This window comes from Chitinophaga skermanii (assembly GCF_003259335.1).
Lineage (GTDB): Bacteria > Bacteroidota > Bacteroidia > Chitinophagales > Chitinophagaceae > Chitinophaga > Chitinophaga skermanii.
Genome location: NZ_QLLL01000006.1, coordinates 57312 through 83777 on the forward strand (window position 1 = coordinate 57312; position 26466 = coordinate 83777).

The 26466-nt window shown below is 43.2% G+C and carries 22 protein-coding genes; 11 read left to right on the forward strand and 11 right to left on the reverse strand.

Annotation, left to right across the window (positions count from 1 at the left end; translation table 11 throughout):
• The first annotated feature begins 47 nt into the window (after window positions 1-47).
• Entirely contained in the window at window positions 48-674 is a 627-nt protein-coding gene (locus tag LX64_RS15980; protein ID WP_111598691.1) for an NUDIX hydrolase, read from the forward strand.
• Between the two features lie 55 nt (window positions 675-729).
• Here LX64_RS15980 and LX64_RS15985 read toward each other — a convergent pair whose 3' ends face one another.
• Genes LX64_RS15985 through LX64_RS16000 form a run of 4 tightly spaced genes read right to left on the reverse strand, consistent with a single transcriptional unit; the run spans window position 730 to window position 3153 of the window.
• Window positions 730-1179 carry a hotdog fold thioesterase gene (locus LX64_RS15985; RefSeq protein ID WP_111598692.1) on the reverse strand — a complete coding sequence of 150 codons (450 nt, stop codon included), beginning with the start codon at window positions 1177-1179 and terminating at the stop codon, window positions 730-732.
• A gap of 43 nt (window positions 1180-1222) precedes the next feature.
• Complete coding sequence (gene coaD / locus LX64_RS15990; protein WP_111598693.1) at window positions 1223-1711, reverse strand: pantetheine-phosphate adenylyltransferase; 489 nt, start codon at window positions 1709-1711, stop codon at window positions 1223-1225.
• Window positions 1712-1738: 27 nt separating this feature from the next.
• On the reverse strand, window positions 1739-2293 hold the full coding sequence (locus LX64_RS15995; RefSeq protein WP_111598694.1) for an RsmD family RNA methyltransferase: 555 nt from the start codon (window positions 2291-2293) through the stop codon (window positions 1739-1741).
• Window positions 2284-3153 (reverse strand): DUF3822 family protein, encoded by an 870-nt coding sequence (locus LX64_RS16000; protein ID WP_111598695.1) that lies wholly within the window; start codon window positions 3151-3153, stop codon window positions 2284-2286. Before LX64_RS16000 ends, LX64_RS15995 begins: the two co-directional genes overlap by 10 nt.
• 50 nt (window positions 3154-3203) lie before the next feature.
• Here LX64_RS16000 and LX64_RS16005 point away from each other — a divergent pair, with 50 nt between their 5' ends.
• On the forward strand, window positions 3204-4619 hold the full coding sequence (locus tag LX64_RS16005; RefSeq protein ID WP_111598696.1) for an MATE family efflux transporter: 1416 nt from the start codon (window positions 3204-3206) through the stop codon (window positions 4617-4619).
• Here LX64_RS16005 and LX64_RS16010 read toward each other — a convergent pair whose 3' ends face one another.
• The 4 genes from LX64_RS16010 to LX64_RS16025 all read right to left on the reverse strand — a co-directional run bounded on the left by LX64_RS16010 (window position 4620) and on the right by LX64_RS16025 (window position 8246).
• Window positions 4620-5378: a hypothetical protein gene (locus tag LX64_RS16010; protein ID WP_148707346.1), complete on the reverse strand. Its 759-nt coding sequence runs from the start codon at window positions 5376-5378 to the stop codon at window positions 4620-4622.
• Window positions 5379-5722: 344 nt separating this feature from the next.
• On the reverse strand, window positions 5723-6073 hold the full coding sequence (locus tag LX64_RS16015) for a dihydroneopterin aldolase (protein WP_111598698.1): 351 nt from the start codon (window positions 6071-6073) through the stop codon (window positions 5723-5725).
• A 75-nt stretch (window positions 6074-6148) separates the two neighbouring features.
• The gene (gene trxB, locus LX64_RS16020) at window positions 6149-7096 is read right to left on the reverse strand and encodes a thioredoxin-disulfide reductase (protein WP_111598699.1); all 948 of its coding nucleotides are present in this window, start codon (window positions 7094-7096) and stop codon (window positions 6149-6151) included.
• 292 nt (window positions 7097-7388) lie between these two features.
• Complete coding sequence (locus LX64_RS16025; RefSeq protein ID WP_098194248.1) at window positions 7389-8246, reverse strand: sigma-70 family RNA polymerase sigma factor; 858 nt, start codon at window positions 8244-8246, stop codon at window positions 7389-7391.
• Between the two features lie 321 nt (window positions 8247-8567).
• Here LX64_RS16025 and LX64_RS16030 point away from each other — a divergent pair, with 321 nt between their 5' ends.
• From LX64_RS16030 to LX64_RS16040, 3 genes are all read left to right on the forward strand, one after another.
• Window positions 8568-9593, forward strand: coding sequence for a threonine aldolase family protein (locus tag LX64_RS16030; RefSeq protein ID WP_111598700.1), 1026 nt, complete (start codon window positions 8568-8570; stop codon window positions 9591-9593).
• A 152-nt stretch (window positions 9594-9745) separates the two neighbouring features.
• Complete coding sequence (locus LX64_RS16035; protein WP_111598701.1) at window positions 9746-12367, forward strand: valine--tRNA ligase; 2622 nt, start codon at window positions 9746-9748, stop codon at window positions 12365-12367.
• Between the two features lie 63 nt (window positions 12368-12430).
• Window positions 12431-12928: a hypothetical protein gene (locus LX64_RS16040; protein ID WP_148707347.1), complete on the forward strand. Its 498-nt coding sequence runs from the start codon at window positions 12431-12433 to the stop codon at window positions 12926-12928.
• Window positions 12929-13526: 598 nt separating this feature from the next.
• Here LX64_RS16040 and LX64_RS16045 read toward each other — a convergent pair.
• Entirely contained in the window at window positions 13527-16334 is a 2808-nt protein-coding gene (locus LX64_RS16045; protein ID WP_111598703.1) for a hypothetical protein, read from the reverse strand.
• A 165-nt stretch (window positions 16335-16499) separates the two neighbouring features.
• On the opposite strand from LX64_RS16045, the gene LX64_RS16050 reads away from it, so the two are divergent.
• The gene (locus tag LX64_RS16050) at window positions 16500-16841 is read left to right on the forward strand and encodes a HesB/IscA family protein (RefSeq protein WP_211324829.1); all 342 of its coding nucleotides are present in this window, start codon (window positions 16500-16502) and stop codon (window positions 16839-16841) included.
• A 68-nt stretch (window positions 16842-16909) separates the two neighbouring features.
• Here LX64_RS16050 and LX64_RS16055 read toward each other — a convergent pair whose 3' ends face one another.
• Window positions 16910-17941, reverse strand: coding sequence for an XAC2610-related protein (locus LX64_RS16055; RefSeq protein WP_111598704.1), 1032 nt, complete (start codon window positions 17939-17941; stop codon window positions 16910-16912).
• A 154-nt stretch (window positions 17942-18095) separates the two neighbouring features.
• Here LX64_RS16055 and LX64_RS16060 point away from each other — a divergent pair, with 154 nt between their 5' ends.
• Window positions 18096-18446 carry a hypothetical protein gene (locus LX64_RS16060; protein WP_111598705.1) on the forward strand — a complete coding sequence of 117 codons (351 nt, stop codon included), beginning with the start codon at window positions 18096-18098 and terminating at the stop codon, window positions 18444-18446.
• A 114-nt stretch (window positions 18447-18560) separates the two neighbouring features.
• On the forward strand, window positions 18561-19154 hold the full coding sequence (locus LX64_RS16065; RefSeq protein WP_111598706.1) for a DUF4291 domain-containing protein: 594 nt from the start codon (window positions 18561-18563) through the stop codon (window positions 19152-19154).
• 333 nt (window positions 19155-19487) lie between these two features.
• Here LX64_RS16065 and secDF read toward each other — a convergent pair whose 3' ends face one another.
• Complete coding sequence (gene secDF / locus LX64_RS16070) at window positions 19488-22661, reverse strand: protein translocase subunit SecDF (RefSeq protein WP_111598707.1); 3174 nt, start codon at window positions 22659-22661, stop codon at window positions 19488-19490.
• 214 nt (window positions 22662-22875) lie between these two features.
• Here secDF and LX64_RS16075 point away from each other — a divergent pair, with 214 nt between their 5' ends.
• The 3 genes from LX64_RS16075 (at window position 22876) to LX64_RS16085 (ending at window position 26412) form a co-directional block, all read left to right on the forward strand.
• Window positions 22876-24081 carry a serine hydrolase gene (locus LX64_RS16075; protein ID WP_158538642.1) on the forward strand — a complete coding sequence of 402 codons (1206 nt, stop codon included), beginning with the start codon at window positions 22876-22878 and terminating at the stop codon, window positions 24079-24081.
• A gap of 40 nt (window positions 24082-24121) precedes the next feature.
• On the forward strand, window positions 24122-24835 hold the full coding sequence (locus tag LX64_RS16080; protein WP_111598709.1) for a DUF4397 domain-containing protein: 714 nt from the start codon (window positions 24122-24124) through the stop codon (window positions 24833-24835).
• A gap of 386 nt (window positions 24836-25221) precedes the next feature.
• Window positions 25222-26412: a pyridoxal phosphate-dependent aminotransferase gene (locus tag LX64_RS16085; protein WP_111598710.1), complete on the forward strand. Its 1191-nt coding sequence runs from the start codon at window positions 25222-25224 to the stop codon at window positions 26410-26412.
• Window positions 26413-26466 lie beyond the last annotated feature (54 nt).

A 26466-nucleotide genomic window follows, 5' to 3' on the forward strand; every position in this document is an offset into this window, starting at 1 on the left:
CAAATGATGTACCCGCAATATTTTAGTTTTGGTTGTATTTTTGTTCGATGGAAACACTTTTCACTGTCTATATTAACGAATCTCCCCTTTTCATTGCTGCGCCCGGTACCACGCTACCACAAGATTTCAGCGATGCTAAAGTTTTCAATACACCCAACAACGCCACCATTCAAACCGTAATCGAACAACTCGAAAACAACGAGTTGCCCGCTGCTGTACTTACCAGCAACGACCCCGTTGCCCTCTTCGAAGAAGTAAAGGCATTCTACGAAGTACTGGTAGCAGCAGGAGGACTGATCACCAACGCCGCCAACGGCGAAATTTTGATGATGTTCCGTCGTGGTAAATGGGATCTTCCCAAAGGGAAACAAGATGAAGGTGAAGACTTGCCAACTTGTGCATTGCGTGAAGTACAAGAAGAAACCGGTTTGCACAATGTAAAAATCGAAGATTTCCTCATGGAAACCTTCCACACCTACATGCACAAAGGCAAACGTACCCTTAAACATTCTTATTGGTACAAGATGTTGTTCACCGGTACTGAACTAACGGTGGCACAAATCGAAGAGGATATTATTGATATCCAATGGGTGCGGAAAGAAAATGTATCGAAGTATATCCCTTATTCGTTCCGTAATATCGGGGCTGTGTTAACGAAGGGATTGGGTTTATAAGAAGAGCAACGAATGCGTATAAAAGGAAAAGGATGCTTTTGCAAGCATCCTTTTTTTATGACTGTTGTTCAGCAAATACTTTCTTTAATATAGCTACCGTTAACCTGCTTACGCACACTAACTTGTGTTCATCGTCGGTAATACGGATATCCCACACGTGCGTAGTACCACCAATGTGCAAAGGTTTTGCAATGGCATGTACATACCCTTCTTTCACGCCGCGAATATGGTTGGCATTAATTTCTAAGCCTACACATATTTGCTTTTCCGGGTTAATAATTAAGGCCGAGGCTACGCTGCCAATGGTTTCAGCCAAGGCTGCCGATGCGCCACCGTGTAATAACCCGTAAGGCTGCTTCGTACGTTTGTCTACCGGCATCATGGCGCGCAAGTAATCGGCGCCGATTTCCGTAAACTCAATGCCAATGTGCTCGCCCATGGTGTTAGCGCCATACTCATTCAACTGATCGATCGATATATCCTTCGAGTACCATATTGGTTTCATACGAGGTAATTTTATTTGTTATCACGTTAACGCCTATACGTTCTTATTTGTTTTGCAAGTCCATCGTTTTAATGGCTGCGGCCACTTCCTTTGGTAAGAATTGGGTAGCATCGCCACCATTCCGAATCACATCTCTCACCAAGGTAGAAGCAATGGTACTAAACTCGGGTGAGCAGGTAAGGAAAATTGTTTCTACGGTAGGGTCAATTTTTCTATTCATATCCGCAATCCCTTTCTCATACTCAAAATCGGCTACATAGCGGATGCCGCGCAAGATAAATTGTGCATTTACTTTCTTACAAAAGTTCACCGTTAATCCTTCATAGGCAGATACCTTGATTTTCGGCTGATGCTTATAAATTTCTTGCAACCATGCTACCCTTTGTTCTACTGTAAACATGGGTACTTTGGTTGAATTCACACCGATTCCAATGATTAATTCGTCGAAAAGATCTACGGCCCGGTCGATAATATCTGTATGTCCTAATGTTACAGGATCGAATGTGCCTGGAAATAAGCAAATGCGTTGCATGAATTAGCTTTTGTGTAATGTAACCTGTTACTTCTTCAGCGATTCCCGGTTGATGAATATGGAGAATATTGTAGTACCATAATTCCGCTCATCGCGGTAATAGCTAAATTCTTTATAGTTATTGCGCGGTGTATGTTCTAATACGAACCAACCTTCCGGCTTCAATAAGTTCTTCTCGAATACTATGCGTGGTAAATCATCTATTTCGGCCAAGGCGTAAGGTGGGCCGGCGAAGATGAAATCAAATTGTTCCTTGCATTGGTGCAAGAATTTGAATACATCCATGCGCACCAATTTCAAATGGTTGATACCCAGTGATGCGGCTGTTTTTTGTATAAAATCTGCCATCTGCGGGTCGCGCTCAACAATCGTTTGATCTGTTGCGCCGCGGGATGCCAATTCATAACTAATAGCACCGGTACCCCCGAAAATATCGAGTACTTTCAGGGTGTCGATTTCTAAGTTATTCTCTATAATGTTGAACAATCCGCTCTTAGCAATGTCCGTAGTAGGTCGCGTATGCGGCATGTTCGACGGCGGGTTGATCCGCCTTCCTCCTAACTCTCCTCCTATTATACGCATAATGCGAGTGCATAAAGGTTTTGAAAATGATGTGATGGTAATTCCTGCATTTTGGGTAGGTATAAAATGCCCGATGGGCGATCTATCCATTCCATCTGCGGAATAAACTTATTTAACTCTGTATAAATCACTGAATCGTTCGACAATGCGCCGCCCAGTTTCACTTTTACTTGTTGCTCGCTCAGTTGTAATTGTCGTAATGCATTAATCGTATAATACACTACATCCAATCCCGATTGGTAGAAAAACTGCTGCTGCAGTAATAATTTACCGTTCTTGAAGATGGTGAGTACAAACTGGTGTGCTTGTATATCAATAAAGGCCACGCCATCGAATCGATGGATATCGGCGCTTTTACTGTACGATTTCATAAGGGCGGCATTGGTATGCACTACCCTGTCGCTGCTGAATTCTTTGCGCAAGAAACCCAGTACATCTTTGTCTACGGCGTATACATGTACAATGCCCATTTCTTCTACTATGTCGTACAACACGGCTTCGTGCATTTTCTCTGGGTGTACAACGTGCAAATACTCTTTCTTCAATTGCGGATCGAAGAATTCTGAAGGTACCAGTGTATTGTCTTGCGTATCAAAGGCCAGCAATACTTCTTTGAACGCGGTGAACAACAATTTATCGGCATCAAAGATTTGTTCGATCATTTCTAAATCTGCTACCGCCAATGTTTTCGGCACATAGCTATACGATTTAACGGCCAAAAATTTACGATGCAAGGGGTTGAAAACGGCGTAATTGAACGTGCCACTGCCAATTAGTATAAGGAGGTGACAAGTAGTAAGGTCGGTTTCCAACAAGGTATCGTCATCGATTGCAAAAGCCGGTTGTATTGTATAAGCCATATGGCGGTTATCAGTTAGTTAGAGCACAATAATAACTATTTTTCCTAAATATGTACGAGGCCATTTACGCCGTATTCCTTTACACGCGTACAAAGCCTTATCTTTGCGAGCAATCTTACGCCATTCAACCCGTTATGCAAGTAGTAGTCAATACGCGCCAAATTATCAAAATAGCCGCCCCTATCAGCTTGGCGCTCATCGTTCCACAAATTAACCACATGACCAACACGGCTTTCATTGGTCGTTTAGGTGATTTTGAGCTGGCAGCCAACGGGATAGCCGGTATTTACTACTTGGTGATGTACATGATTGCGTACGGTTTGAACAATGGTATACAAGTAATTATCGCCCGCCGTGCCGGTGAAAAGAATGAAAGTGGTATTGGGCAGGTGTTCTCTAATGGTATATCGCTGTGCTTATTGTTCTCGCTGGTGGCGGTGAGTATTACGTTTTTCATAGCCCCTTGGGTATTCCGCCATACCTTGCACGACCCGCATATTTTAGAAGCGGCCCTTTCCTTTATATATACGCGTATTTGGGGGTTGCCCTTTTTGATGTTGCTGGGCTTGGCGAACTCCTTTTATATAGGCAGTGGTAATACCCGGATATTAGCCGTTACCTCGTTGTTCCAAGAAGTAACGAATATCTTCTTCGATTACACCTTGATATTCGGCGCATGGGGGTTCCCGGCTATGGGTTTAAACGGTGCAGCGGTTGCCAGTATTATTGCAGAAATAACCGGTTGTGGTGTGGCTTACAGTATGATTTTCCTATTGGGCTACCATAAGCGTTTCAGCTTATTCCAGTATTTGCGTCCCCGCTTGGAAACGGCGAAGCATATACTAGTGGTGTCGGCACCGTTGATTGTACAATACTTGTTTAGTATTGGCAGTTGGATGGTATTCTTTGTTTTTATTGAGCATTTGGGTACCCGCCCGCTCGCCATTTCCAACATGATGCGCAGTATTTTCGGCTTCTTCGGGATCTTCACGTGGGCCTTAGCGGCTACTAGCAATACCATGGTGAGTAACCTCATTGGCCAGGGTAAGCAAGAGGAGGTATTCAAAGCCATCCGTAAAATTGCCTTGATTAGTATTGGTTGTGCGCTGTGCGTATGTACCATCTTAAATATATTCCCTTACACCCTTTTACATGTTTATACCCCTGATGCGGCGCTTATTGAAGAGGCGCTTCCATCAATTAGGATACTTACTATTAGCACCGTGTTAACCTCGGTGGCAGCCGTTGTATTTAACGGGGTAACGGGTACGGGCAATACGAAAGTGAACCTACTTATCGAGTTTACGGCGGTAGTGTGTTACTTGTTGTATTGCGAGATTGTTATCGACCAGTTGAGAAAGCCGCTGCATTGGGCTTGGGGCAGCGAGTTTGTTTACTGGATGGTGATCATCGTTATGTGTTTGTGGTATTTGAGTACAGGGAAATGGAAGAATAAGAAGATTTAGTTATTGCATGTCTTCTACTAATTTCTTGCAGTTTAAGCGGGTTTGGATATCATCGAAATACACGGGGCGCAAACTGCTTCCTTTTTTCAATATTTCAATGGCAGCTGTATCGTCGCCCGATTGGCGTAGTGCTACACCTAAGTCGTAGTAATTTAGGATATAACCTGGGCGTAATTTTCTACATTTTTCGTAATTGGCAATCGCTTCTTCGAGGCTGGCTTTGGGCATGCCACCGAATAATACTTTGGCGGCAGCTTTTTCCACGGTATTCATATTAAACACTTCGTAATTCCATTTACCGAGCAGGTAATACGCTTCGCCGTAGGTGGTGTCGAATTTAATGGCGAGTTCGGCATATTTCTTTGTATCGCGGGAAGCGGCTACACGCTCCTTGGTACCCAAGATAAGGCCCATTCTACCGGTTGCTACGGCGGCGGCATAATAAGCACGCGCATTGGCATTATCGATATTAATGGCTTCTTGCGCGTAGTTTTGCGCTTGGGTGAAGTACGCGAGTTTTTCGGATTTATCTTTCTTGCGGTTGCCTTCCATGGAGCTGAGTAGGCTGGCGGAAGTTAATACCTGTACGTCTTTCGGCTGTATTTTTAAAATCTCCTTGTATTGTTCGAGTGCTTCGGGTTCTTTCATTTCTTTCTCGAATTGCTTCGCTTTTGCCATCATGTCTTCTAATGATTGAGCATGCCCTACCATGGATGTTGCGCTAATGAAGAGTAATGCCAAGACTAATTTCCTAAGCATAGATACGGGTTTTAAAAGGTAATCGCCTATTGATTTTGAACGTTACTAAAATTACGAATCGCTTGAAAGCAAAAAAAATAATTTCGGATTTTTTTTGATTTCTAACGGGTTGATTCACAAATAGAGGTTAGCTGGTTCGCCGATGCAAGAAGGAGGGAGGGGGTATGAACAAACGTATGTTTTCTAATGAAGCCCCCGTTGCCACGCTCGCTTCAACGTTCGATGCGGAAGGGACTTGTAGAAAGGTTATTTAGGATGGTTGTAACTGCTGTACAATGCTTCATAGCACCACCACACTTCAAACGTGCGACGCCTCGAAAGCGCCGTAGCGTGTGATCGACCACCTAATAATTCTTCTCCAACACCACCAATGAATTGCGAATAGGCGCGCCCATTGGGGGGTGCATTTTGCGCAAGGCTACTTTGCTATATAATACTTCGGGGTGGTTCTGTTTAATAACGGTCGAAATATTGGCCACTACTTGTTCCAACAGTTCTGTAGGCACGCTCATGGCTTCGTTGGCGATTTCGTGTAAGTGAACGTAGTTCACCGTTTCGTCGAGTTCGTTCATGTGTTGCGGTTCGGCGATTTTCACGTAAATATCGAGGATGAAGTAATTACCGAGGACTTTCTCTTGCGGGTAAAGGCCGTGGTAGGCGAAGTATTCCATAGATTCCAAGGCGATCGTGAGCATGGGTTTGGGCGTTTTTATTGATAAAAAAACCAGGTAAGCAAGCCTACCTGGTTAAATATATTGATTCCGATTGGATTAGTGGAATTTTGCAGATAAGTATCTTTCAGCATCCAAGGCAGCCATACAACCGCTACCTGCAGCTGTAACCGCTTGGCGGTAGATTTTATCTTGTACGTCGCCACATGCAAACACACCTTCCACGTTTGTTTTAGATGAACCTGGGGTGGTGATGATGTAACCTTCTTTATCCATATCCAACTGGCCTTCGAAAATACCTGAGTTAGGTTGGTGACCAATTGCTACGAAGAACGCGCTTACTGGAATGTCTTGCGTTGTGTTCGTTTGGTTATTACGTACGCGCACTGCTTCTACTTTCTTTTCACCCAATACTTCCTCTGTTTCAGAGTTCCAGTAAACGATGATGTTAGAAGTTTTCAATACGCGGTCTTGCATTACTTTAGAAGCACGCATTTCGTGTTTACGCACGAGCATGTGTACGTTAGAGCAAAGTTTAGATAAATACAACGCTTCTTCTGCTGCTGTATCACCTGCACCAACAATAGCTACCTCTTTACCACGGAAGAAGAAACCATCACAAACAGCACATGCAGATACACCGCTACCGTTCAAACGTTGCTCAGATGGCAAGTTCAACCATTTAGCGGAAGCACCTGTAGCAATAATAATAGCGTCGGCAGTTAACGTTTTCTCTTCGTCGATTACTACTGTATAAGGTTGTTTAGAAAGATCTACGGATGTAGCCATACCGTAACGAATGTCGGCGCCCATGCGGGTCGCTTGCTTTTCGAAGTCGACCATCATTTCTGGTCCTTGGATACCTTCAGGGTAACCTGGATAGTTTTCCACCTCTGTAGTGATGGTTAACTGGCCACCTGGTTGGATACCTTGGTATAGTACAGGTTTCAAATTAGCTCTCGACGCGTAGATCGCGGCCGTGTAGCCGGCTGGTCCAGAACCTATGATTAATAGATGTACGTGTTCGTTTTGATTGTTCGTTTCCATGCTGTTGGTTTATTGATTTGGTATTGTAATGTATTGTTCATCACGTAGTAATAAGTATACAGCGGTTACTTGTTACTACCTGCCGGGGCAGTATGCAAAAATAGGAGGAATTGACTTCTGAATGTTATTGTATTTATTTATATAAGCATAGAAGTATAGTACGAACCGAATTTTGCACCGGATTGCAAAAATAACGGGTTGTGATGTAATATTTGCAAACTTCTTAAAACTAAAGCACCGACCATGTAAAAAACAGGCCGGTGCAGTACAAAATAAATATGTTAGAATATTATTAACCCAAGTAGGACTTCAGAGCACCGCTATAACGTGCTTTTTGCAAACGTTTAATGGCTCTTTCTTTAATTTGACGAATCCTTTCTTTCGTTAAGTCATATTTTTGCCCTATTTGTTCAATAGTGGCGCCGTTTTCTCCATCCAGACCAAAATACGCATTTACGATTTCTGCTTCGCGGGGACTTAATGATTTAAGTACGCGGCGAATTTCTTCGCGCAATGAATCGCGCATAACATCGTCATCAGTAATATCACCACCTTCTAACAAGTCACCCATTGCTACGTCCTCTGCTTCGTGAACAGGGGCATCCAAACTCATGTGGCGGGTGTTGCTTTGGAAGATGTTATTAATTTCTGATTCTGACATTTCCAGGATTTCTGCTAGTTCCTCGGTAGAAGGTTCACGCTCGTTTTCCTGTTCGAAGGCCATATAAGCTTTGTTAGCTTTATTATATGTACCAATTTTGTTTTGTGGCAAACGAACCAAACGGCCCTGTTCTGCCAAAGCTTGCAGGATAGACTGACGAATCCACCATACTGCGTAAGAAATAAACTTGAAACCTTTTGTTTCATCAAAACGTTGTGCTGCTTTAATCAAGCCGAGATTGCCTTCATTGATAAGGTCGCTTAGGCTTAAGCCTTGGTGCTGATATTGCTTTGCAACAGAAACAACGAAACGTAAGTTACCTGTCGTCAATCTTTCGAGAGCCCTCTGGTCGCCCATTTTAATGCGCTGCGCGAGAGTCGTCTCTTCTTCCGGAGTTAACAAAGGGATTTTCGAGATTTCTTGCAGGTATTTTTCTACCGCCTGAGAATCACGATTGGTGATCTGGGTGGCAATTTTAAGTTGCCTCATAATTTAAAATATTAGTTTACGAATATATTAACGCTCCACGAAATAATTTTGTTCGGTTTGGATAATTGTCTTACCTTACAAGATTATCTAAAATAAGTCTGCAAAGATCGTGCTAATCCCCCACTCTTCCAAATAATCATTTTCTCCTCTTTGCTTCCTTGAACTACCTTTAACAAAGTACTCATAATTAACGAAATTTAATAGCGTTTTAGTTCTTATTTTTGATGGGTTTATGTAAATTTTAACAATTGATAATAAATCACATTCAGATTAACAACTTCTCTAATTCAATAGAGAAAATCTTATATTTTCTTTAATGTCATGATTGATTTCCGCAGCGATACTTTTACAAAACCAACACCCGCCATGCTTGCAGCGATGTCGGCCGCTCCCGTTGGCGATGATGTATTTGGGGAAGACCCAACCGTTAATTTATTAGAAGCCAATTTGGCGGCTTATTTTGGCATGGAGGCAGCCCTTTTCTGCCCTTCCGGCACAATGAGCAACCAAATTGCCATTAAGGTACATACCCTGCCCGGCGACGAAGTGATTTGTAGCGACCTCGCCCACGTTTACATTTACGAAGGCGGCGGCATTGCCTTCAATGCAGGCGCACAAGCACGCCCTTTACATGGCGACCGCGGCATGATCAGGGCTGCACAAGTAGAAGCTGCCATTAACGATATAGACGACGACCACAAAGCGCGCACCTCCCTCGTTTGCCTCGAGAATACCTCGAACCGGGGTGGCGGTTGCTGCTACGACTGGCAAGAAATCTTACACATCCGCGAGGTATGTTCTACCCACGGCCTCCAACTCCACCTGGACGGTGCCCGCCTATTCAATGCCCTCGTGGCTACTGGGCAAGACCCGAAACAATACGGCGAGGTATTCGATAGTATTTCCGTTTGCTTCAATAAAGGCATGGGCTGCCCCATGGGCTCTGTGCTGCTAGGCTCTAAAACGTTTATCCGCGAAGCCCGCCGGGTAAGGAAGAAACTAGGAGGCGGCTTGCGCCAAGTGGGTTACATGGCCGCATGCCTGCAATATGCCCTAGACCACAACGTGAAGCGCCTCAAAATCGACCACGAACATGCCAAGATTATCGCTACCGCGCTTATCGAGAACGATTACGTGGGTAAAATGATGCCTGTTGAAACCAATATCCTCATCTTCGAAGTAAAAGGAATAGCCCCTAAACGCTTTGCCGAGTTACTGAAGCGGCAAGACATCTTAGTATCGGTAGTTTCGCCTACCCAAGTAAGGATTGTGACACACATGGACATTACGGCAGAGATGGTACAAAGAACCTGTCATGCCATTTTAAACATGGAAAATCATCCTTAACGGTACGCCAGCACAGCACTGCTATCTTTGAAATTGTTTACCATGGCTGGTTATAGCCTTGGCAAGTGAAATTTCTGTGGATAGCGCGCAATTTTGGGTTTTCTCATGCATCTAAGTTATTTTTGCTCCTCAACTGTTTTTTTATAAAGTATATGGAATTATCGAAGAATTATCAACACGCCAGCCTCGATGATAAGTGGTACAAACACTGGATGGATAAACAATATTTCCGCTCCGTTCCCGACGAACGTCAGCCTTATACCATTGTGATTCCTCCACCGAACGTCACCGGTATCTTACACATGGGGCATACGCTCAACGAAACCATCCAAGACATCCTCATCCGTCGTGCCCGTATGACCGGGTTCAACGCTTGCTGGGTCCCTGGGTCTGACCATGCCTCTATCGCTACTGAAGCGAAGGTCGTGGACATGTTGAAGCGTGAGAAAGGCATTGAAAAAAGCCAGTTGACACGCGAAGAATTCCTCAAACACGCATACGAATGGAAAGATAAATATGGTGGCATTATCTACTCTCAAATTGCAAAGCTTGGTTGCTCTTGCGATTGGGATAGGGTAACGTTTACCATGGACGATCATTATTATAAAGCGGTTATTAAAGTATTCGTTGACTTATACAACAAAGGCTTGATCTACCGTGGCGCCCGCATGATTAACTGGGACCCGGTGGCTAAAACAGCGTTGAGCGACGAAGAAGTAGAATACCGCGAAGTAACGGGTAAACTCTTCCACCTTCAATATAATATCGAAGGCAGCGACGAGAAAATTACCATCGCTACCGGTCGCCCTGAAACCATTATGGGTGATAGCGCGATCTGCGTAAACCCGAACGACGAACGTTACCAGCATTTGAAAGGCAAGTACGCGGTTGTTCCATTGATTAACCGTCGTATCCCTATTATTTTCGACGAGTACGTTGATAAAGAATTCGGTACCGGTGCATTGAAAGTAACGCCGGCGCACGATTTGAATGACTACAACTTGGGTTTAAAACACCACTTGGAAGTTATTGACACTTTGCATGAAGACGGTACTTTGAATGCCAATGCGCAAATCTACGTGGGTGAAGATCGTTTCGCTGCCCGTAAGAAGATCGTAGCGGAATTGAAAGAAAAAGGCATATTAGTAAAAGAAGAAGAATACGCTACCAAAACAGCACAATCGCAACGTACCAACGCGGTAGTAGAGCCTCGTATCTCTACCCAGTGGTTCGTGAAAATGGCTGATTTGGCAAAACCTGCCTTAGACGCGGTTGTAAATGGCGATGTGAAAATCCACCCGGGTGATCGTTTCTTGGCGACTTACCGTTACTGGATGGAGAACGTGAAAGATTGGTGTATTTCTCGCCAACTATGGTGGGGACAACAAATCCCGGCTTGGTACGATGCGAATGGTAAATTCGTAGTAGCCGCTACATTAGCAGAAGCAGAACAATTATACATTGAAACCCATGGTCCTTTAGGCGATACGAAGCTTACACAAGACGAAGATTGCTTGGATACGTGGTTCTCTTCTTGGTTATGGCCAATGGAGGTATTCAATGGTATTTCACAACCCGGTAACGCGGAAGCGAAATACTACTACCCTACATCGGTATTGGTAACCGGCCAAGATATTATCTTCTTCTGGGTGGCCCGTATGATTATGGCAGGTATGGAATATGAACAAGAAATTCCATTCCAAGACGTGTACTTTACCGGTATGGTACGTGATAGCCAAGGAAGAAAAATGTCGAAACAATTGGGTAACTCACCCGATTTGTTAGAAATGATCGGCCATTACGGTGCAGATGCAGTACGCTTCGGGGTAATGATTACCGCACCGGCGGGTAACGACTTGTTATTCGACATGGCTACTGTAGAGCAAGGACAGAAATTCACAAACAAGATTTGGAACGCTTTGAAATTGGTGAAGATGTGGAACACCACCCCATCTACCAGCGAAGCGCCAACACACTTTGCCGTAAAATGGTTTGAAAGCCGCTTAGCGCAAGTACAACAAGAAGTAATCGATCTTTTCAAAGACTTCAAATTAAGTGAAGCCTTGAAAACCATCTATAGCTTAATTTGGGACGATTTCTGTAACTGGTACTTGGAATGGATTAAACCAGGCTACGAGCAACCGATTGATGCGAATGTACATAGCAAAACCATCGAGTTCTTCGAGCAATTGATGCAATTATTGCACCCGTTCATGCCGCATGCTACAGAGGAAGTATACCACTTGTTGCGTGAAAGAGCAGCAGGCGATGATTTGATCGTGAAACAATTCGCTACACCGGGTGCTATTAATGCAGCCGTATTGGCGGAAGCAGAATTGGCGAAAGAAGTAATTACCGGCTTACGCGATTTACGTAATAAGAGCCAGTACAAGCCGAAAGACGTAATTGAAGTATTCATCGAAACGCAACAACAAGGTGCTTATGCTGATATCCAAGAGATTTTAGCGAAGCAAGTAAATGCGACATCGATTTCATTTACGAACGACGTGGTAGAAAAATCTATTGCTTGTGTAATTGGCAAGGATAAGTTTTACGTGAAATCTGAGATCGAAATTGATCCAGCAGCACAGAAGGAATCATTGTTGAAAGACTTAGCTTATTTACAGGGCTTCTTAGTATCGGTAGATAAGAAATTGAGCAATGAGAAATTCGTAGCGAATGCGAAACCGGAAGTAGTAGAAGTTGAGCGTAAGAAGCGTGAAGATGCGGAAGTGAAGATCAAAGCGATCGAGGAAAGTTTGAAACTATTGTAATTTTTACATACTTTTTCAATGGCCCGACCCGTTAATAGGCCGGGCCATTTACTTTATATAACTATGAGATACACCCTTTTCATCTTTACTATTTGCGTATTGGGGATGTTGCAAGAAAGTACTGCGCAACAGAAAACGCCCGTGAAAAAACCAGCTACCACTACTGCCAAACCTGCTACAACCGGCGCAAAGCAAGCGATTCGATTCAAGAGTTCTTGGGGCTTAAACTTAAGCGACTCAATTCCTCGTCCTTTAGCATTAAGCTTATTGGATTCTGCATTGCGCGTGCGCGATCAAACGAATACTTTGTTCCCGGTACAATCATTCGAGTTTACATACGTGAAGAAAGAGCCGTATATAAATGATACAACGGAGCAAATATCTTTTTATACGGAAACGACGGGTGATATATTTAAAGGGGCTAAGTTGGATACGTTATGGCAAGGGCATTTAAGAAGAAGTTTAGAGAAGGGGGATGAATTGTGGTTCAACGACATTATTATTAAATACAAAGAAGACAAACTATACAGGGTTCCATCCTTGAAGTTTGAAGTTAGATAATTACAAAGCGGGTGCATCGCCATGCGATCGCCCGCTTTCTTTTATATGATATAATATTATCCTACCACCCTCTTTTCCTCACTCATTCACCACAATAACCCCAAGTGTCAATTTTCACTCCAATCAAGCTAATTTATTTCCTAGCTACAACAAGACTTCAAAAATCAATTTTAAGGACATTTTAAGCCTTAAATTTGACATAAAAATCATTTTTGACATATTGTATCAAAAACAACAAAATGTGGTCTTAAATCGCCTTATTTTGACAATTTCGCCCAAACCATTATCCAATCAGACTTTAACCCCAAAACGTCGACTATTTGGACCTAAAAGCTTATCCACAAAACCTTTTAGCGGAAAATGTCGACAAACACTTGGGAAATGCCTTACTGAACCCTTACAAACACTGGGGAAATGTCGGAGAACTGTCGGTGAAAAGCCGGTGAATAGTCGGTGTTGAGTCGGAAAAGGGCTTACAAGTACTCGGCAAATGCTGGCAAAACGGCTACCAGTCAATAAAAGCAGTAGGGGAAAAGACGAAAAAACCCCGGATTTTAGCCCGAGGTTTCCGCGAAGAGAATATGTTAAAATACTATTATTAATAACTAAATAACTGCTGCAACGGGATGATAAACTCGAATTTATTCCGTAACCCGGCATCTTGCGGATCGGGGTCCAGCAGGTGACTAAAGCGGGCACCGAAAGTAAACGGAATGGTGTTACCAATTTTCGTATCGAAGAATAATTCGCCGCCGGTACTATTGTATTGGCCGTGACCATTGTAGGTAACATTCGTTGTTCTACTATAATCGTAGAAGAGGTTGCCCCGGATACGCATAAAGTAGAGCAAATTCGCGAAACCCCAATCGGGGTAAGCAATAGGGAAATGGTAGTTCACCCCTATCTTGTAGATTTTGCTATAGAATGGCTTGTTATACCCCCTTGCATACACGAAATTATCTGTAAAGCGGTAAGCGCTGGCCGTGTCGATATATTGATATGCTGTATTGATAACGATATTGTGGTTGCGCATAAAGCCAGGTAGGTACAAATCTAGTTTCGCGTATAATTGCTGTGCAGCAGCATTGCTTACAGAGCGGCTGTATTGTACTAAGAAGTTTTGCCCGAAGTGCGAGAACAAGTTTTGCCTTGCCTTCATGCGTTGTTGGTTAAACGTGAAAGCTGTGGAGAAATATTGCAGGTTATTGTATTTGAATTGATATTTCGAACCGCTGGCCTCTGTGCGTTGCACATAATTGTAGCTACCCGATAATCCCATACTGCGGCCAAACTTGCCCGACGATAAATTGAATGGCAACGCAACGCCTACGTTCGCATTGGTTTCATTCCACACTAATTGTTCCGTTCTGCTTACTTGGATATGCCTATTCGCCGTATAATTCAAACCCGCCGAGAGATACGGGAATAATTGGGCATACACCAAACTGCCTCCTACTTTATGACTTTGCTCGTTGTTATTATAGGTATAACTCAACGCTGTTTGCGTAGTATTTAAAATGTTGTTGCCGTAAATGGTAAAACTATATTCAGGATCGTCGAACGTGGGAATCCATGAATGCAGGTTGATGAATTTGCGGAATTGTGAATATTTCTTCGTGGTGAATGTGCGTTCCGGCAGATGGCTAACGATAAGCGAATCTTCGCCAAAAGTGGGTGCTAAATAAGGTGCGTGTGTTGTGTTGTAAATATTGAAGGGCGTTGCACTTTGTATAGACGATGCGAAGATTTTATCGCCTTGCGATGTAAATTCCGAGAAGCGGATTTCTCCATTTCTTGCCGCGATGGCATTTACGTTATTTGCACGATCGGTTAATTGTACCACTTGTTGTGTGCCGGGCAACAGCGCAAAACCATTGCTCACATCTTTATAATTCGCCGTAAAAAGGATCGTATCGCTTATTGGGTTTACGGCTCCTAAAACGTTGGCCGTAAAGGCTACCAGCGTATCTACTTGGTCGGTGTAAACATTTTGCGCAATCATACCCATGTTTCCATTCCTATCGCGCACGGTACTTACAACTGCGCTATCGTTTTGCATATAGCGCGGATAGGTGTAGTACCAATCTGCTGGGTTGGCAAGGGTTTTCTTCCGTTCACCGCTGTTTGCATCTACGATATCGAGGTACACTTTCATATCATTTTCTTGCCTTACTGCTACGATATTTTGTACATCGTGCGATAAGCTGGGCGAGAAGTATCTTGATTTTGAAGTAAGCTTGCGCGTTTTGCCGGTATTAATGTCATGCAAACGAATGATAGAATAGTTTTCATATCCCCAGCGTGGATGGTTCCTGCTTTCGGTATACACGATCCAATTATCTTGTACGTGAAAGTAATCGTCGAAGTTGTAGCCGGGTGCGAATATTTTTTCCTCCTTGCCATTGTCGTGTAAACGGTAGAAGGCGGGGATGGTTTTATACGTATTCTTTACTACGATCCAGCCGTTGTTTGTAGCATTGATCCAATTGTAGTTGGCAACTTGCTTCTCCAACGGGGTAATGGTGTCTACTTTTGTAGAGGATAAGTGAGCAGCGGCAGCGGTCCATTGTGCTTGGTACGAGGCTAGGGCGGCTTTATAGAAATGAGCAGCGTTCATGCCGGTATGGCGCTTCAGGCTTTGGGAGAAGGGGTAGAATACGCCTTTGAAACGAACAGCTTCATCCATTACTTTAGGCCAAAAGTTTTGGCCGTATTGCGTGCGGCCGTAGGCTGTCATTATATAACCGTATGCATAGTGATCGGGCACGTAATCGCGGTACGAGCCGTTACGGATTTTCATGTAGTTATATTGCTTACGAGAGAAGGTGAGTCCTCTAAAGCCTTTATAAAAGTTGGATAAGCGACCACGGCCGTGTAAGCTGAGTGCGGTTTCTGTTACTACGGCATCGCCTTCCCAGAACCAATTAGGGAGCGCTATATTGGTGATGGCAGCTTGACCTAATTGTCCACCCAAATAAGAAAACACGTTGGATATTCCTTTCCGAGCATTCGCGTTTTGCAGCACGTGCCTGAATTCGTGGATAGCTAATTGGTCGGTCCAGTATAAGGCGCCTAGATCTTGCGAATTAGGTGGGGGTGTCATATAGAATTCTGAACGGAATGGGCCGAGTTGTACATAGCCGTTGGCCAATAAACTTTCGTTCTGTAGTACGATATCCACCTTTCTGCGCATAGGACCTATGGTAGAAGGTTTGGCAGCGATATAGCTTAATAAATTGGCTACATGTTGACCATCCTTATACAAAGCCTTTGGAAATATTACCCGTAGCGACGAGGTATCTATTTGCATCCAACGATGTGCGGGCCTGTTACCGCCGAATTGTTGGGCCCATGCCGGGATAGAGAAAAGGATCAAAATATATACAAACAGGGATCGTTTGGGCATAAGAAAAGAAATATGAGCACTCAATATAATACTTCCTGGCAAGAAGTAAATACGTGGACCGGGAAGTTAATATAAAACCGCTATACACAAGTTTTACACAGGGCCAACACGGCGATTAGCATCCAAAGGGTATAAATGCGTATTTTTGTGATAGAATTTTATAACATGGACATTACAACTGCACCTGTATTATTAACTGCCGGCGCCATCAAAGAATTAAAGCGTTTGATGAGCGAGGAAAGTTTTGATCAGAAGAACGTATTACGCGTAGGCGTAAAAGGCGGTGGCTGCTCGGGCATGTCATACGTTTTGGGATTCGACGAACCAGCCGAAGATGATTCTACCTACGACATTGAAGGTATACCTGTTGCGATGAAGAAATCACACGGCATCTATTTATACGGTATGGAGATCGATTTCCAAGATGGTTTAAACGCCCGTGGATTCACTTTCCAAAACCCGAATGCTTCGAGCACTTGTGGTTGTGGAACATCCTTTGCCGTATAACCAACCGGCCATCCAAAAATAATTTTGCAACAGCTCTCTTTACGTTTGTAAGGAGAGCTGTTGTGTTTTTAGCGCACATTCACAATCCCTTCCGCATCTTGTCCTATGATATTTACGGAACCTTTTTTCGTAGCGGGGTTGCCGGGCATATCATATGTTTTACCATTGAGCAATACGCGAATACCTACCGTGGTAGCAGATTCGTAAACGGTATACGTAGCATTTTTGTTTGTGAAAGTGAGGGTGGTTTCTTTGCCAAAGGGTTCGTACGAAAATACGAGATCTTTCTCCTCCCCTTGTGCACGGAATGGGTAGGAGAACTCTACGCTATCGGAATTGGCTTTGAGTAAAGCGTAATGCAACACATCGCCTTGTCTGAATAGGACTACTTGCTTGTTGTTCTTTTGCAGGTTGACGGAGAAGAAGGGTTTAGCTTCAGCTGTTACCAATTCAAAATATGCATTCGTTACCATTTTATGGTTCACACGTTGCTGTATCGTAACTCCTGCATAAGGAAACGTGGTGGCATCTTCTTCTATGATTTCCCATTCAATGGGTTCGTTGCCTTCTACTTTGAACGTACTAAATTGGTGCCAGCAGCAACCGCTTTTCGTCATGGTGTGAATCTCTTTTTTCTTCGCATCTATTTGGAACATGCCGCAGTAATCTTGTGCTAAGCGGGTAAAACTTTCGCTGTGTTGAAAGCCGTTTGTAGTGGCGAGGTATACTTGGAAAGAAGGGCCACCGTAGCAAGAATTTTGCCCATCACACAGTGCAAAATCTTTCTTCCCATCGAAGTTCACATCTTCATAAATGAGTACACTTTGTTCCCCGTAAGGCAGTTCCTTTATATTGGCAACGGCTTTGCCTTTGTGTAACCATAAAGCGAGTTGTTCACTTTCTTGGGTGAGGATGCGTTTGTTATTGGCTTTTGAGAAGATTTCCACTTTCCCTTCACCACTGCAATAGCCGGAAGAATCGCATTCGGCAACGGCAATTTTCGCGTAGTAATCTTTTGAGAAATCGTCGAGTTTGAATACTTTTTGGGCGTTAAGTTGAAGGCCGAGAAGGAGGCAAACGAATGGGAGAAGGTGTTTCATAGATAGCTAGATATGTTAGCTGCAAAGTTAACGCATTATAGAAAATTGAAGGACTATCAAACTAATCTATACTCCGCTATAAATTAAAATCATTTCGTACATTCAAGAAGTATAATTTAAACCATAGCTTTTCGCCTAAAAAAATTACACGTACATGAGTACAATTGTATTGCAACTACTCGGTGCCTGGTTCATTGTATTTGTTCCTCTTGCGATGATTTACCTTTTCTCAAGATCGGCCAGTGAAGTAGATAAAGACATTAAAGACACCTTAGCAAATTACGGATTCAAAGTATTATCGATTAAAGCCACTTACAAGCAATTTCCTTATACCCCCCATGATGCCAATATAAACATGGCGGCATTGGAGTACCAAGTTGCTTATAAGGAAGTAACGTTTCAAACCCCGCGCGGCAAACAATCTTCTCTTGTAGCCATCGAATACGAAATGTATGATAAACCAATCCTCCATTTCGAAGTAGATTACAAGCAATTGGCTTCATAATCAATAAATATTTAAAAGATTTCTCCTAGTTTTGTATACGATTCGCAACTGTTAACCCGTTAGCTTCCAAAGGAACATTTCCGAATAAGACATACCGATATAAACATTTAACCTATGAAGGATAGAATCATCCGTGCCTCGTACGACGAGGAAACTATTACTGTGTACCAAGCTTTCAATACACACATTGCCCAAGCTGCCGTGAGAAGAGGCACCTTTTGCGCCCCTTTCAAACGCGACCGCATGACTTGGATTAAACCATCTTTTTTGTGGATGATGTACCGCTCTGGCTGGGCCACCAAGGAAAACCAAGAGCATATCTTAGCCGTCAAACTAAAACGCGCCGGCTTCGAAGAAGCCCTTTCCATGGCCACCTTAGCCACCTTCAACACCTTCATCTACACCACAAAAGAAGACTGGCAATCCCAATTACAATCTACTCCCGTTCGCGTACAATGGGACCCAGAAAAGGACCTTCATCTAAACCCGCTCCCCTACCGATCCATCCAAATCGGCCTCAGCGGCGAAGCCGTCCACCGATACCTCGACAATTGGATTGTAGATGTACAAGACATCACGCCCTTCTGCAAAGAAGTGCACCACCTTGTTCAAACCAATCAACTCGAAGCCGCCCAACAGGAACTTCCCGCAGAACTGGAATACCCTCTCCCCTTCAAAATCGGCGAAACCATTAACCTTTCAGTATAAAAGAAAACAAAAGCCCTTGTCACAACTACAAGGGCTTTTGTTATATCATTAAACTACAAGTCCATACTAAAACACTAAACAACACTCTCCCCACAGCAGCGCCCCACTGCCCTTCACTACAGTAGCAAAGAAGCCCCATCTCTGCCCCGATCCAACGGCTACGAAGTACATTAGCCGTTGGTCCTCCTTTCTTTGGTTACTTTCTTTGGAGAAGCAAAGAAAGTAACAAATAGGATCAATGCTAACTATACAAGGCCGCCGCCCAAGCGTAAAATAAAAAACGGTCTCTACATAATTGTAAAGACCGTTTTTATAGCTGAATAAAATTAGAAACTATTTCTTAGCTGGAGCAGCAGTTTTTGCTGCTGAAACTTCCAAAGCATCTCCTTCATCCATTAATTTATTCTTCTTATCGAAGTCTACCAAGATAGGTGCAGCTACGAAGATAGAAGAGTAAGTACCAGTGATTACACCGATCAACATCGCGAAGGCGAAACCGCGTGTAACGTCGCCACCGAAGATGAAGAGAACCAAGATAGTGATGAATACTGTGAAAGAAGTCATTACTGTACGGCTCAATGTATCGTTAATCGCCAAGTTGATGATTTCATCTCTTGTACCTGGTTTACGATTACGGAAGTATTCACGGATACGATCGAATACGATAACGGTATCGTTCATAGAGAAACCGATAACTGTTAAGATCGCCGCGATAAAGTGCTGGTCGATTTCTAATGGGAAGCTTACCCAGTTACGGCAGAATGAGAATACCGCCAAGGTAACTGCCACGTCGTGTAATAACGAGAAGATAGTACCGATAGAGTATTGCCATTTGCTGAATCGCAATAAGATATACAAGAAGATCGCTGCGATAGATAAAACGGTTGCCCAAACGGCGCCTGTTCTTAAATCGTTAGAGATCGTTGGAGATACTGTTTGCGTACCCAATACGTATTTAGAGATGAATGTGCTCTTATCTGTATTAGCTGGGTAGTAAGATTTCAAACCGTTGTACAAAGCTTCTACTACTTGATCATCAGCAGCAACGCTTTGTTCTTCGATTTTGTAAGCAGTGGTGATGTTCAATTTGTTTGCTTCACCTACAGTTTTAACAACGGGTGCTTCATCACCGAATACTGGTTTCAATTTCTCACGCACGTCACCTTCTTTCATGTGGGTTGGGAACAACACAGTGTAGCTACGGCCACCTGAGAAGTCAACACCATGATCGAAACCGTTGAAGAAAGAAGCTACACCCAATACCATTACGATAGCAGAGATGATGTAAGCGATTCTACGTTTTCCAACGAAGTCGAATTTAACGTGTTTGAAGATTTTTTGAGAGATCGGTGTAAAGTATTCGAAGTGTTTCTTACGCTTCATCCAGAAGTCGGTTACCATACGAGAAACCAAGATACCACAGAATAAAGAGAGTAAGAGACCAATGATTTGTGTAGTAGCGAAACCTAACACAGGACCTAAACCGAAGTAGAACAAGATCAAGGCTGTGATCAATGAAGTAACGTGACCGTCGAGTACAGGTGCATAAGAGCGTTTGTAACCGTCGTTTACAGCATCGACATAAGATTTACCATGAGACAATTCGTCTTTAATCCTTTCGAAGATGATTACGTTCGTATCTACGGCCATACCGATGGTTAATACTAAACCTGCGATACCAGCCATCGTTAACGTAGCACCTAAAGATGCAAGGATACCGAATGTGAACAACAAGTTCAAGATCAACGCGATGTTAGCAACGATACCAGCGGTATTGTAGTATACTAACATTAATACGAAGATAATTGCGAAAGAGATCGCGAAAGATTTAGCACCGGCAGCTACTGATTCAGCACCTAAGGTAGGACCTACCACTTGGTCTTGCACAATTTTAGCTGGAGCAGGCATTTTACCAGACTTCAAGATGTTAGCCAAATCTTTTGCTTCTTCCAAAGTGAAAGAACCAGAGATAGAAGAGCTACCATTAGGAATTTCTTGGTTGATACCAGGCGCAGAGTAAACGATACCATCTAATACAATCGCTACGAAGTTTCTGTCGTAAGGATTAGCACCGGTTGGATCTTTAGGTTTCAGCTCACCTGTTAATTTCTTCCATTCTCTAGCACCTACGTTATCCATTTGCATGGTAATTTCTGGTGTACCGTTTTGGTCGAAGCTTTGGCGAGCGTCTACTACTCTTTCACCACTCACACGAGGTGCAGGGTTAAGAGGGTTTACTTTTAACGCGTATACTGTTAAGATTTCTGCATTGAGTTTTGCATCTTCAGCACCGTAAGCGAATACTACATCACGAGGCATTACCGCTTTAACAGCAGGGATTTGCGTGATAGCGCGGAAAGCCGCGGTATCTTTCGGCATGATGTAACCGATAGCAGGTGAAGGTTGCGGACGACCTTCTTGGTCGATCATTGGTTGTAAGATAGAGAATAACGGGTTCTCTTTCTTTGCTTGCGCTTGTTTATCGGCGATCGCTTTAGCAGAGTCGGAAAGACCAGCTTTAGATTTATCGTTCGCTAAGATATCGTTTAAGCTACCAGTTTTAGAAGTATCGTTTGGTGAAGCAGGCGTTGCAGCAACAGCAGCAGAATCTTTCTTCGCTGTAGTGTCGGCAACTACGCTTTTACCATTCAATGCTAAGGCAGCCGCTTGGTTCATATTTTGCAAAGTACCGATGAATTCAGCGTTCTTGTGAACTTCTCTAAATTCGAGGTTAGCACTTGCTTGTAAATACTTACGTACGCGATCTACGTCATCAACACCAGCCAATTCAACAGAGATAATACCTCTTTTCTCGTCTAAGTTGATGTTTGGTTGCGCAACACCAAATTTATCAATACGCTTCATTAATACTAAGTAAGTATTCTTGATAGCACCTTTCGCTTCGTTGCGAATGATGTTCAATACTTGCTCGTTTGAAGTGTTGAAATTGATGTCTTTTTGGTAAGCATTACCAAAGATGGTTGCTAAGCTACCGCTTGGTGCGATCTCTTTGTAAGATTCACCAAACAAGGTAACGAAGTCGGCTTGACTTGTTCTACGTTTTTCTTTCGCTCTTTCGATAGCTTGGTTGAAAGCTACATCTTTAGAGTTACCAGATAATGCGCGGATAACGTCTTCAACGCTAACTTCTAACACTACGTTGATACCACCTTGTAAATCCAGACCCAGGTTCAGTTCTTTTTCTTTGGCTTTGTTGTAGGTAGTGAACCATGGGAAACCCGCAATTTCTAGGTTCCTGGTGCTGTCTAAATAGGCCTTTTTCCTGTCTGAGATCAAATCGTCCAGCGTGTCTTGGTATAACGCTTGTAGTTCCTTATCGCCAGGATATTTCACTGAGGCAGAAGGGAATTCTTTGGCCACTTCATTTTCGGCCTGCTGCTTAATCTTCTTCTCATAGTTCCGCACCACAAACGTGAAGGACAATTGATACAAAGAGATAAGGATCAGTGCGACGGCAAAAAATCTAACCAGTCCTTTAAGTTGCATATTGTTTCGGGTTTATAATAAAAATTTTTTAAGAGTTGCAAAGATAGAATTTAAATTGATATATTAAAGCCCTGTAGAAAACTCATGAAAAACCGCTATATGATTGATTTTGAACAGTTCCAGGAAATTTAATATACAACCTATGTGCTACTATCGTTTGTACGCCGTTGCAATATCAGTTTTTTTTGCAATTGCGTGTAATACCGCTAAAAATATGGAAAAAAATAGTTTCCCTCCAAATCGGAACAGTAATTTATTACATGATCTCATGCGTGATCCCCGGTTGGATACAGTTACGCACCACCTTCATAAGTATAGGCTGCAGGTGATTTACACAAAAATCGACCGGGATGCGCAAAATAATCCAACTTTTACAGATTACCACTATAATGTTGATACAAATCGATATTTCTATCCAGCCTCTACTGTGAAGCTTCCGGCAGCGTTACTAGCCTTAGAGAAGTTAAATGATATGAATATCAAAGACTTAGACAAGAATACACCCATGTATACGGCCGAATTACCGGGTATCTCACCGGCTGTTAAATTTGATGTAACTGCACCAGGAAATGCCCCATCTATCGGGCATTACATTAAAAAGATCTTCCTTGTGAGCGATAATGATGCCTTTAACAGGTTATACGAATTCGTGGGGCAACAGCGTTTTAACGAGGGTTTATGGCAAAAAGGCTACCCTGGTGTTCAAATACGGCATCGTTTAGATGTTGCTTTGCCACCGGCAGCCAATGCTCGTACAAACGAGGTGTATTTCATAAAAGATGGAAAGGAAATCTATCGCCAGCCGGCACAAGAAAGCCATATCGTGTTTACAGAAAAACATGATTTAATTGGGCTGGCCTATTATAATAATAAGGGAGAATTGATGAAGGAGCCGATGGACTTTGCTTTGAAGAATGAAATTAACTTGGTAGACTTGCATTCTATACTTCGCAGTATAATTTTTCCTGGAAGTGTAACATCTGCGCAACGATTTCGTTTAACAGACAACGACTACCGATTTTTATACCAGTACATGTCGCAGTTGCCAACGGAAACAAGTGTTCCTAAGTACGATACCAAGGAGTTTCACCATGCCTATGTGAAGTTCTTATTATTCGGGGGAGATAGCACGGCGAACATACCACGTGGCATACGGATATTCAACAAGCCGGGATGGGCTTGGGGCTTTATTTCGGATGTGGCGTATGTAGTGGATTTTGAGAACAAGGTAGAATTTCTATTGTCGGCAAACCTGTATGTAAATGAGAACGGTATATTGAGCGGGGAGCATTATCAATTTGACGAAGTAGGGAAACCATTTCTAAAAGCATTGGGAGAGATCATCTACGAATACGAGTTGCATCGTACAAAGAAGTATCAACCGGATCTATCGCGTTACCGGGTAACGTATGATCAATAAATAAAAAACATCAATCATTCAATAAACACAAGAGAGCAACATGTTAACAAAAAAGTTTCGTCTTGCAGCTGCTTTGGCTGCTTTCGTGGGAATTGCAGGCTTTTCTTCATGCTTAAAATCTAATGACACAGGTTCTGTTAGTTACGCTTCTGCTGTACAGTTTTTCTTTGCAGCACCAACCGGTGACAGCTTAAACGTATACGATAACAACAAATTATTGAATACAAGCGGCAGCATCCCGGCGATCGTAACAAGCATCGTACCTGGTGGCTTCGATCCAGGTAATCACTTGATCCAATTCAAAACTAAAGCAGGTGCATCATACCCGGATGCAGACGCTTCTTTGGCAATCGACTCTACAAGAAGCTACTGGGCAGTAGTATTATATGATAACGCGCCAGTACGCAGCGAATCTTGGAAAGAAGACTTCTCAAAAGCTAGCACTACCAAAGCAAACATCCGCTTCTGGAACCTTTGCAAAGGCATGCCGGCAATAGATCTTTACTTAGGTACTAATAGAATCGTAGAAAGTGCTGAATATGCAAATGTACGTAGCGCCTATGCTCGTCAATTTACGAATGTTGATGCTGTATACAGCAACGTAATCGTAAAAGACCACAATGCCGACACCGTTATCGCTGAATTGAAAGGCGTACAATTTGCCGCTGGTTACATCGACAACTTCGTACTTACAGGTAAAGTAGGTGGTACAGGTAACACCGCTATCAAATTAAGCAGAATGGCCCTTCAATAATAGGTACACAGCTTATATAAAATATACAAACAACACCCCGGTATGCTTGCATGCCGGGGTGTTGTATTATTATTCCTCCTCCCCCCCAACAAAACACGCCCCCCAAAGACCTAACGCCCTTCACCACAGTAGCACCCAAGCCCCATCCACATCCCGATAAAACGGCGACGCAGTCTTTCGCCGTTTTTCCTCCTTTCTTTGGTTACTTTCTTTGGAGAAGCAAAGAAAGTAACAAATAGGATCATAGCGAATAATACAAACCCGCCGCCGTCCACAAGCTGCTAACTCAATTCATTCAATAAATCTATATTTGAAATCCCTTCAAACCTTGTGCATTCAACTTTTTGCAGTAGGTTTGCCCCGGTCAACCCATAAAAACATTCAACATGAAACTGGCAGAAAGATTATCACGCATCTCGGAGCCGCAAACCATTAAGATGGCGAAGCTGAGCCGGGAGCTGAAAGCACAAGGGATCGATATTGTCGACCTCAGCATCGGTGAACCCGATTTTGATACCCCCGACCATATTCGCACCGCAGCAAAAAAGGCAATAGACGACGGGTTTACACATTACACACCCGTAGCCGGCATCGCGGAATTGAAAAAGGCAGTCGCGCAAAAATTCAAACGCGATAACAACCTGGATTACACACCGGAACAGATCGTTGTATCGACAGGTGCAAAACAATGCTTAGCCAACGCGGTATTAAGTATTGTAGACCCTGGAGATGAAGTGATCATTCCTACCCCGTACTGGGTAACTTATTCCGAATTAGTAAAGCTTTGCCAAGGTGAAGTGGTATTCGTGCCATGCAGCCTTGAAAATCAATACAAAATTACGCCGGAACAACTGGAAGCGGCCATCACGCCTAAAACAAAGCTTTTCATGTTCTCCTCGCCTTGTAACCCAACAGGTTCTATCTACAGCAAGGAAGAATTGAAAGCATTGGCTGATGTATTCGAAAAACATCCCGAGATCTTTATCATTTCCGACGAGATCTATGAATATATTAACTACGTAGGCGAGCACGAAAGCATTGCACAATTTGGCACGTTGAAAGATCGTACGATCATTATCAACGGGTTAAGTAAGGGCTTTGCCATGACAGGCTGGCGACTTGGGTTCTTAGCAGCACCGCTGGAAATAGCAAAAGCGTGCGATAAGATCCAGAGTCAATTTACATCTGCCACGTCATCTATCACGCAACATGCCGCTGTAGCAGCTTTATTGAACGATAAGGCAACGGCTACTGCCATGGTAGAAGAATTCAAGAAACGTCGAACCTTCATTCACAATGCCTTGAGTGAAATCCCGGGCCTCGTGTTAAACAATCCTGATGGTGCATTTTACATGTTCCCAGATATTAGCGCGTACTTTGGTAAATCGTTTGAAGGTGAAACCATCCATAATGCCGACGATCTTTGTGCTTACCTTCTTCACAAAGCACACGTTACAACCGTTACGGGTAGTGCGTTTCAACAGCCTAATTGCATCCGCATGTCGTATGCAACCAGCATGGATAAATTAGAAGAAGCAGCGAAACGTTTAAAAGAATGGTTAGCGAAATTGCAATAATTGTAATTGCTCCTATGCAACTATACATTACTAAAAACCCTTCCAGTAAGCATT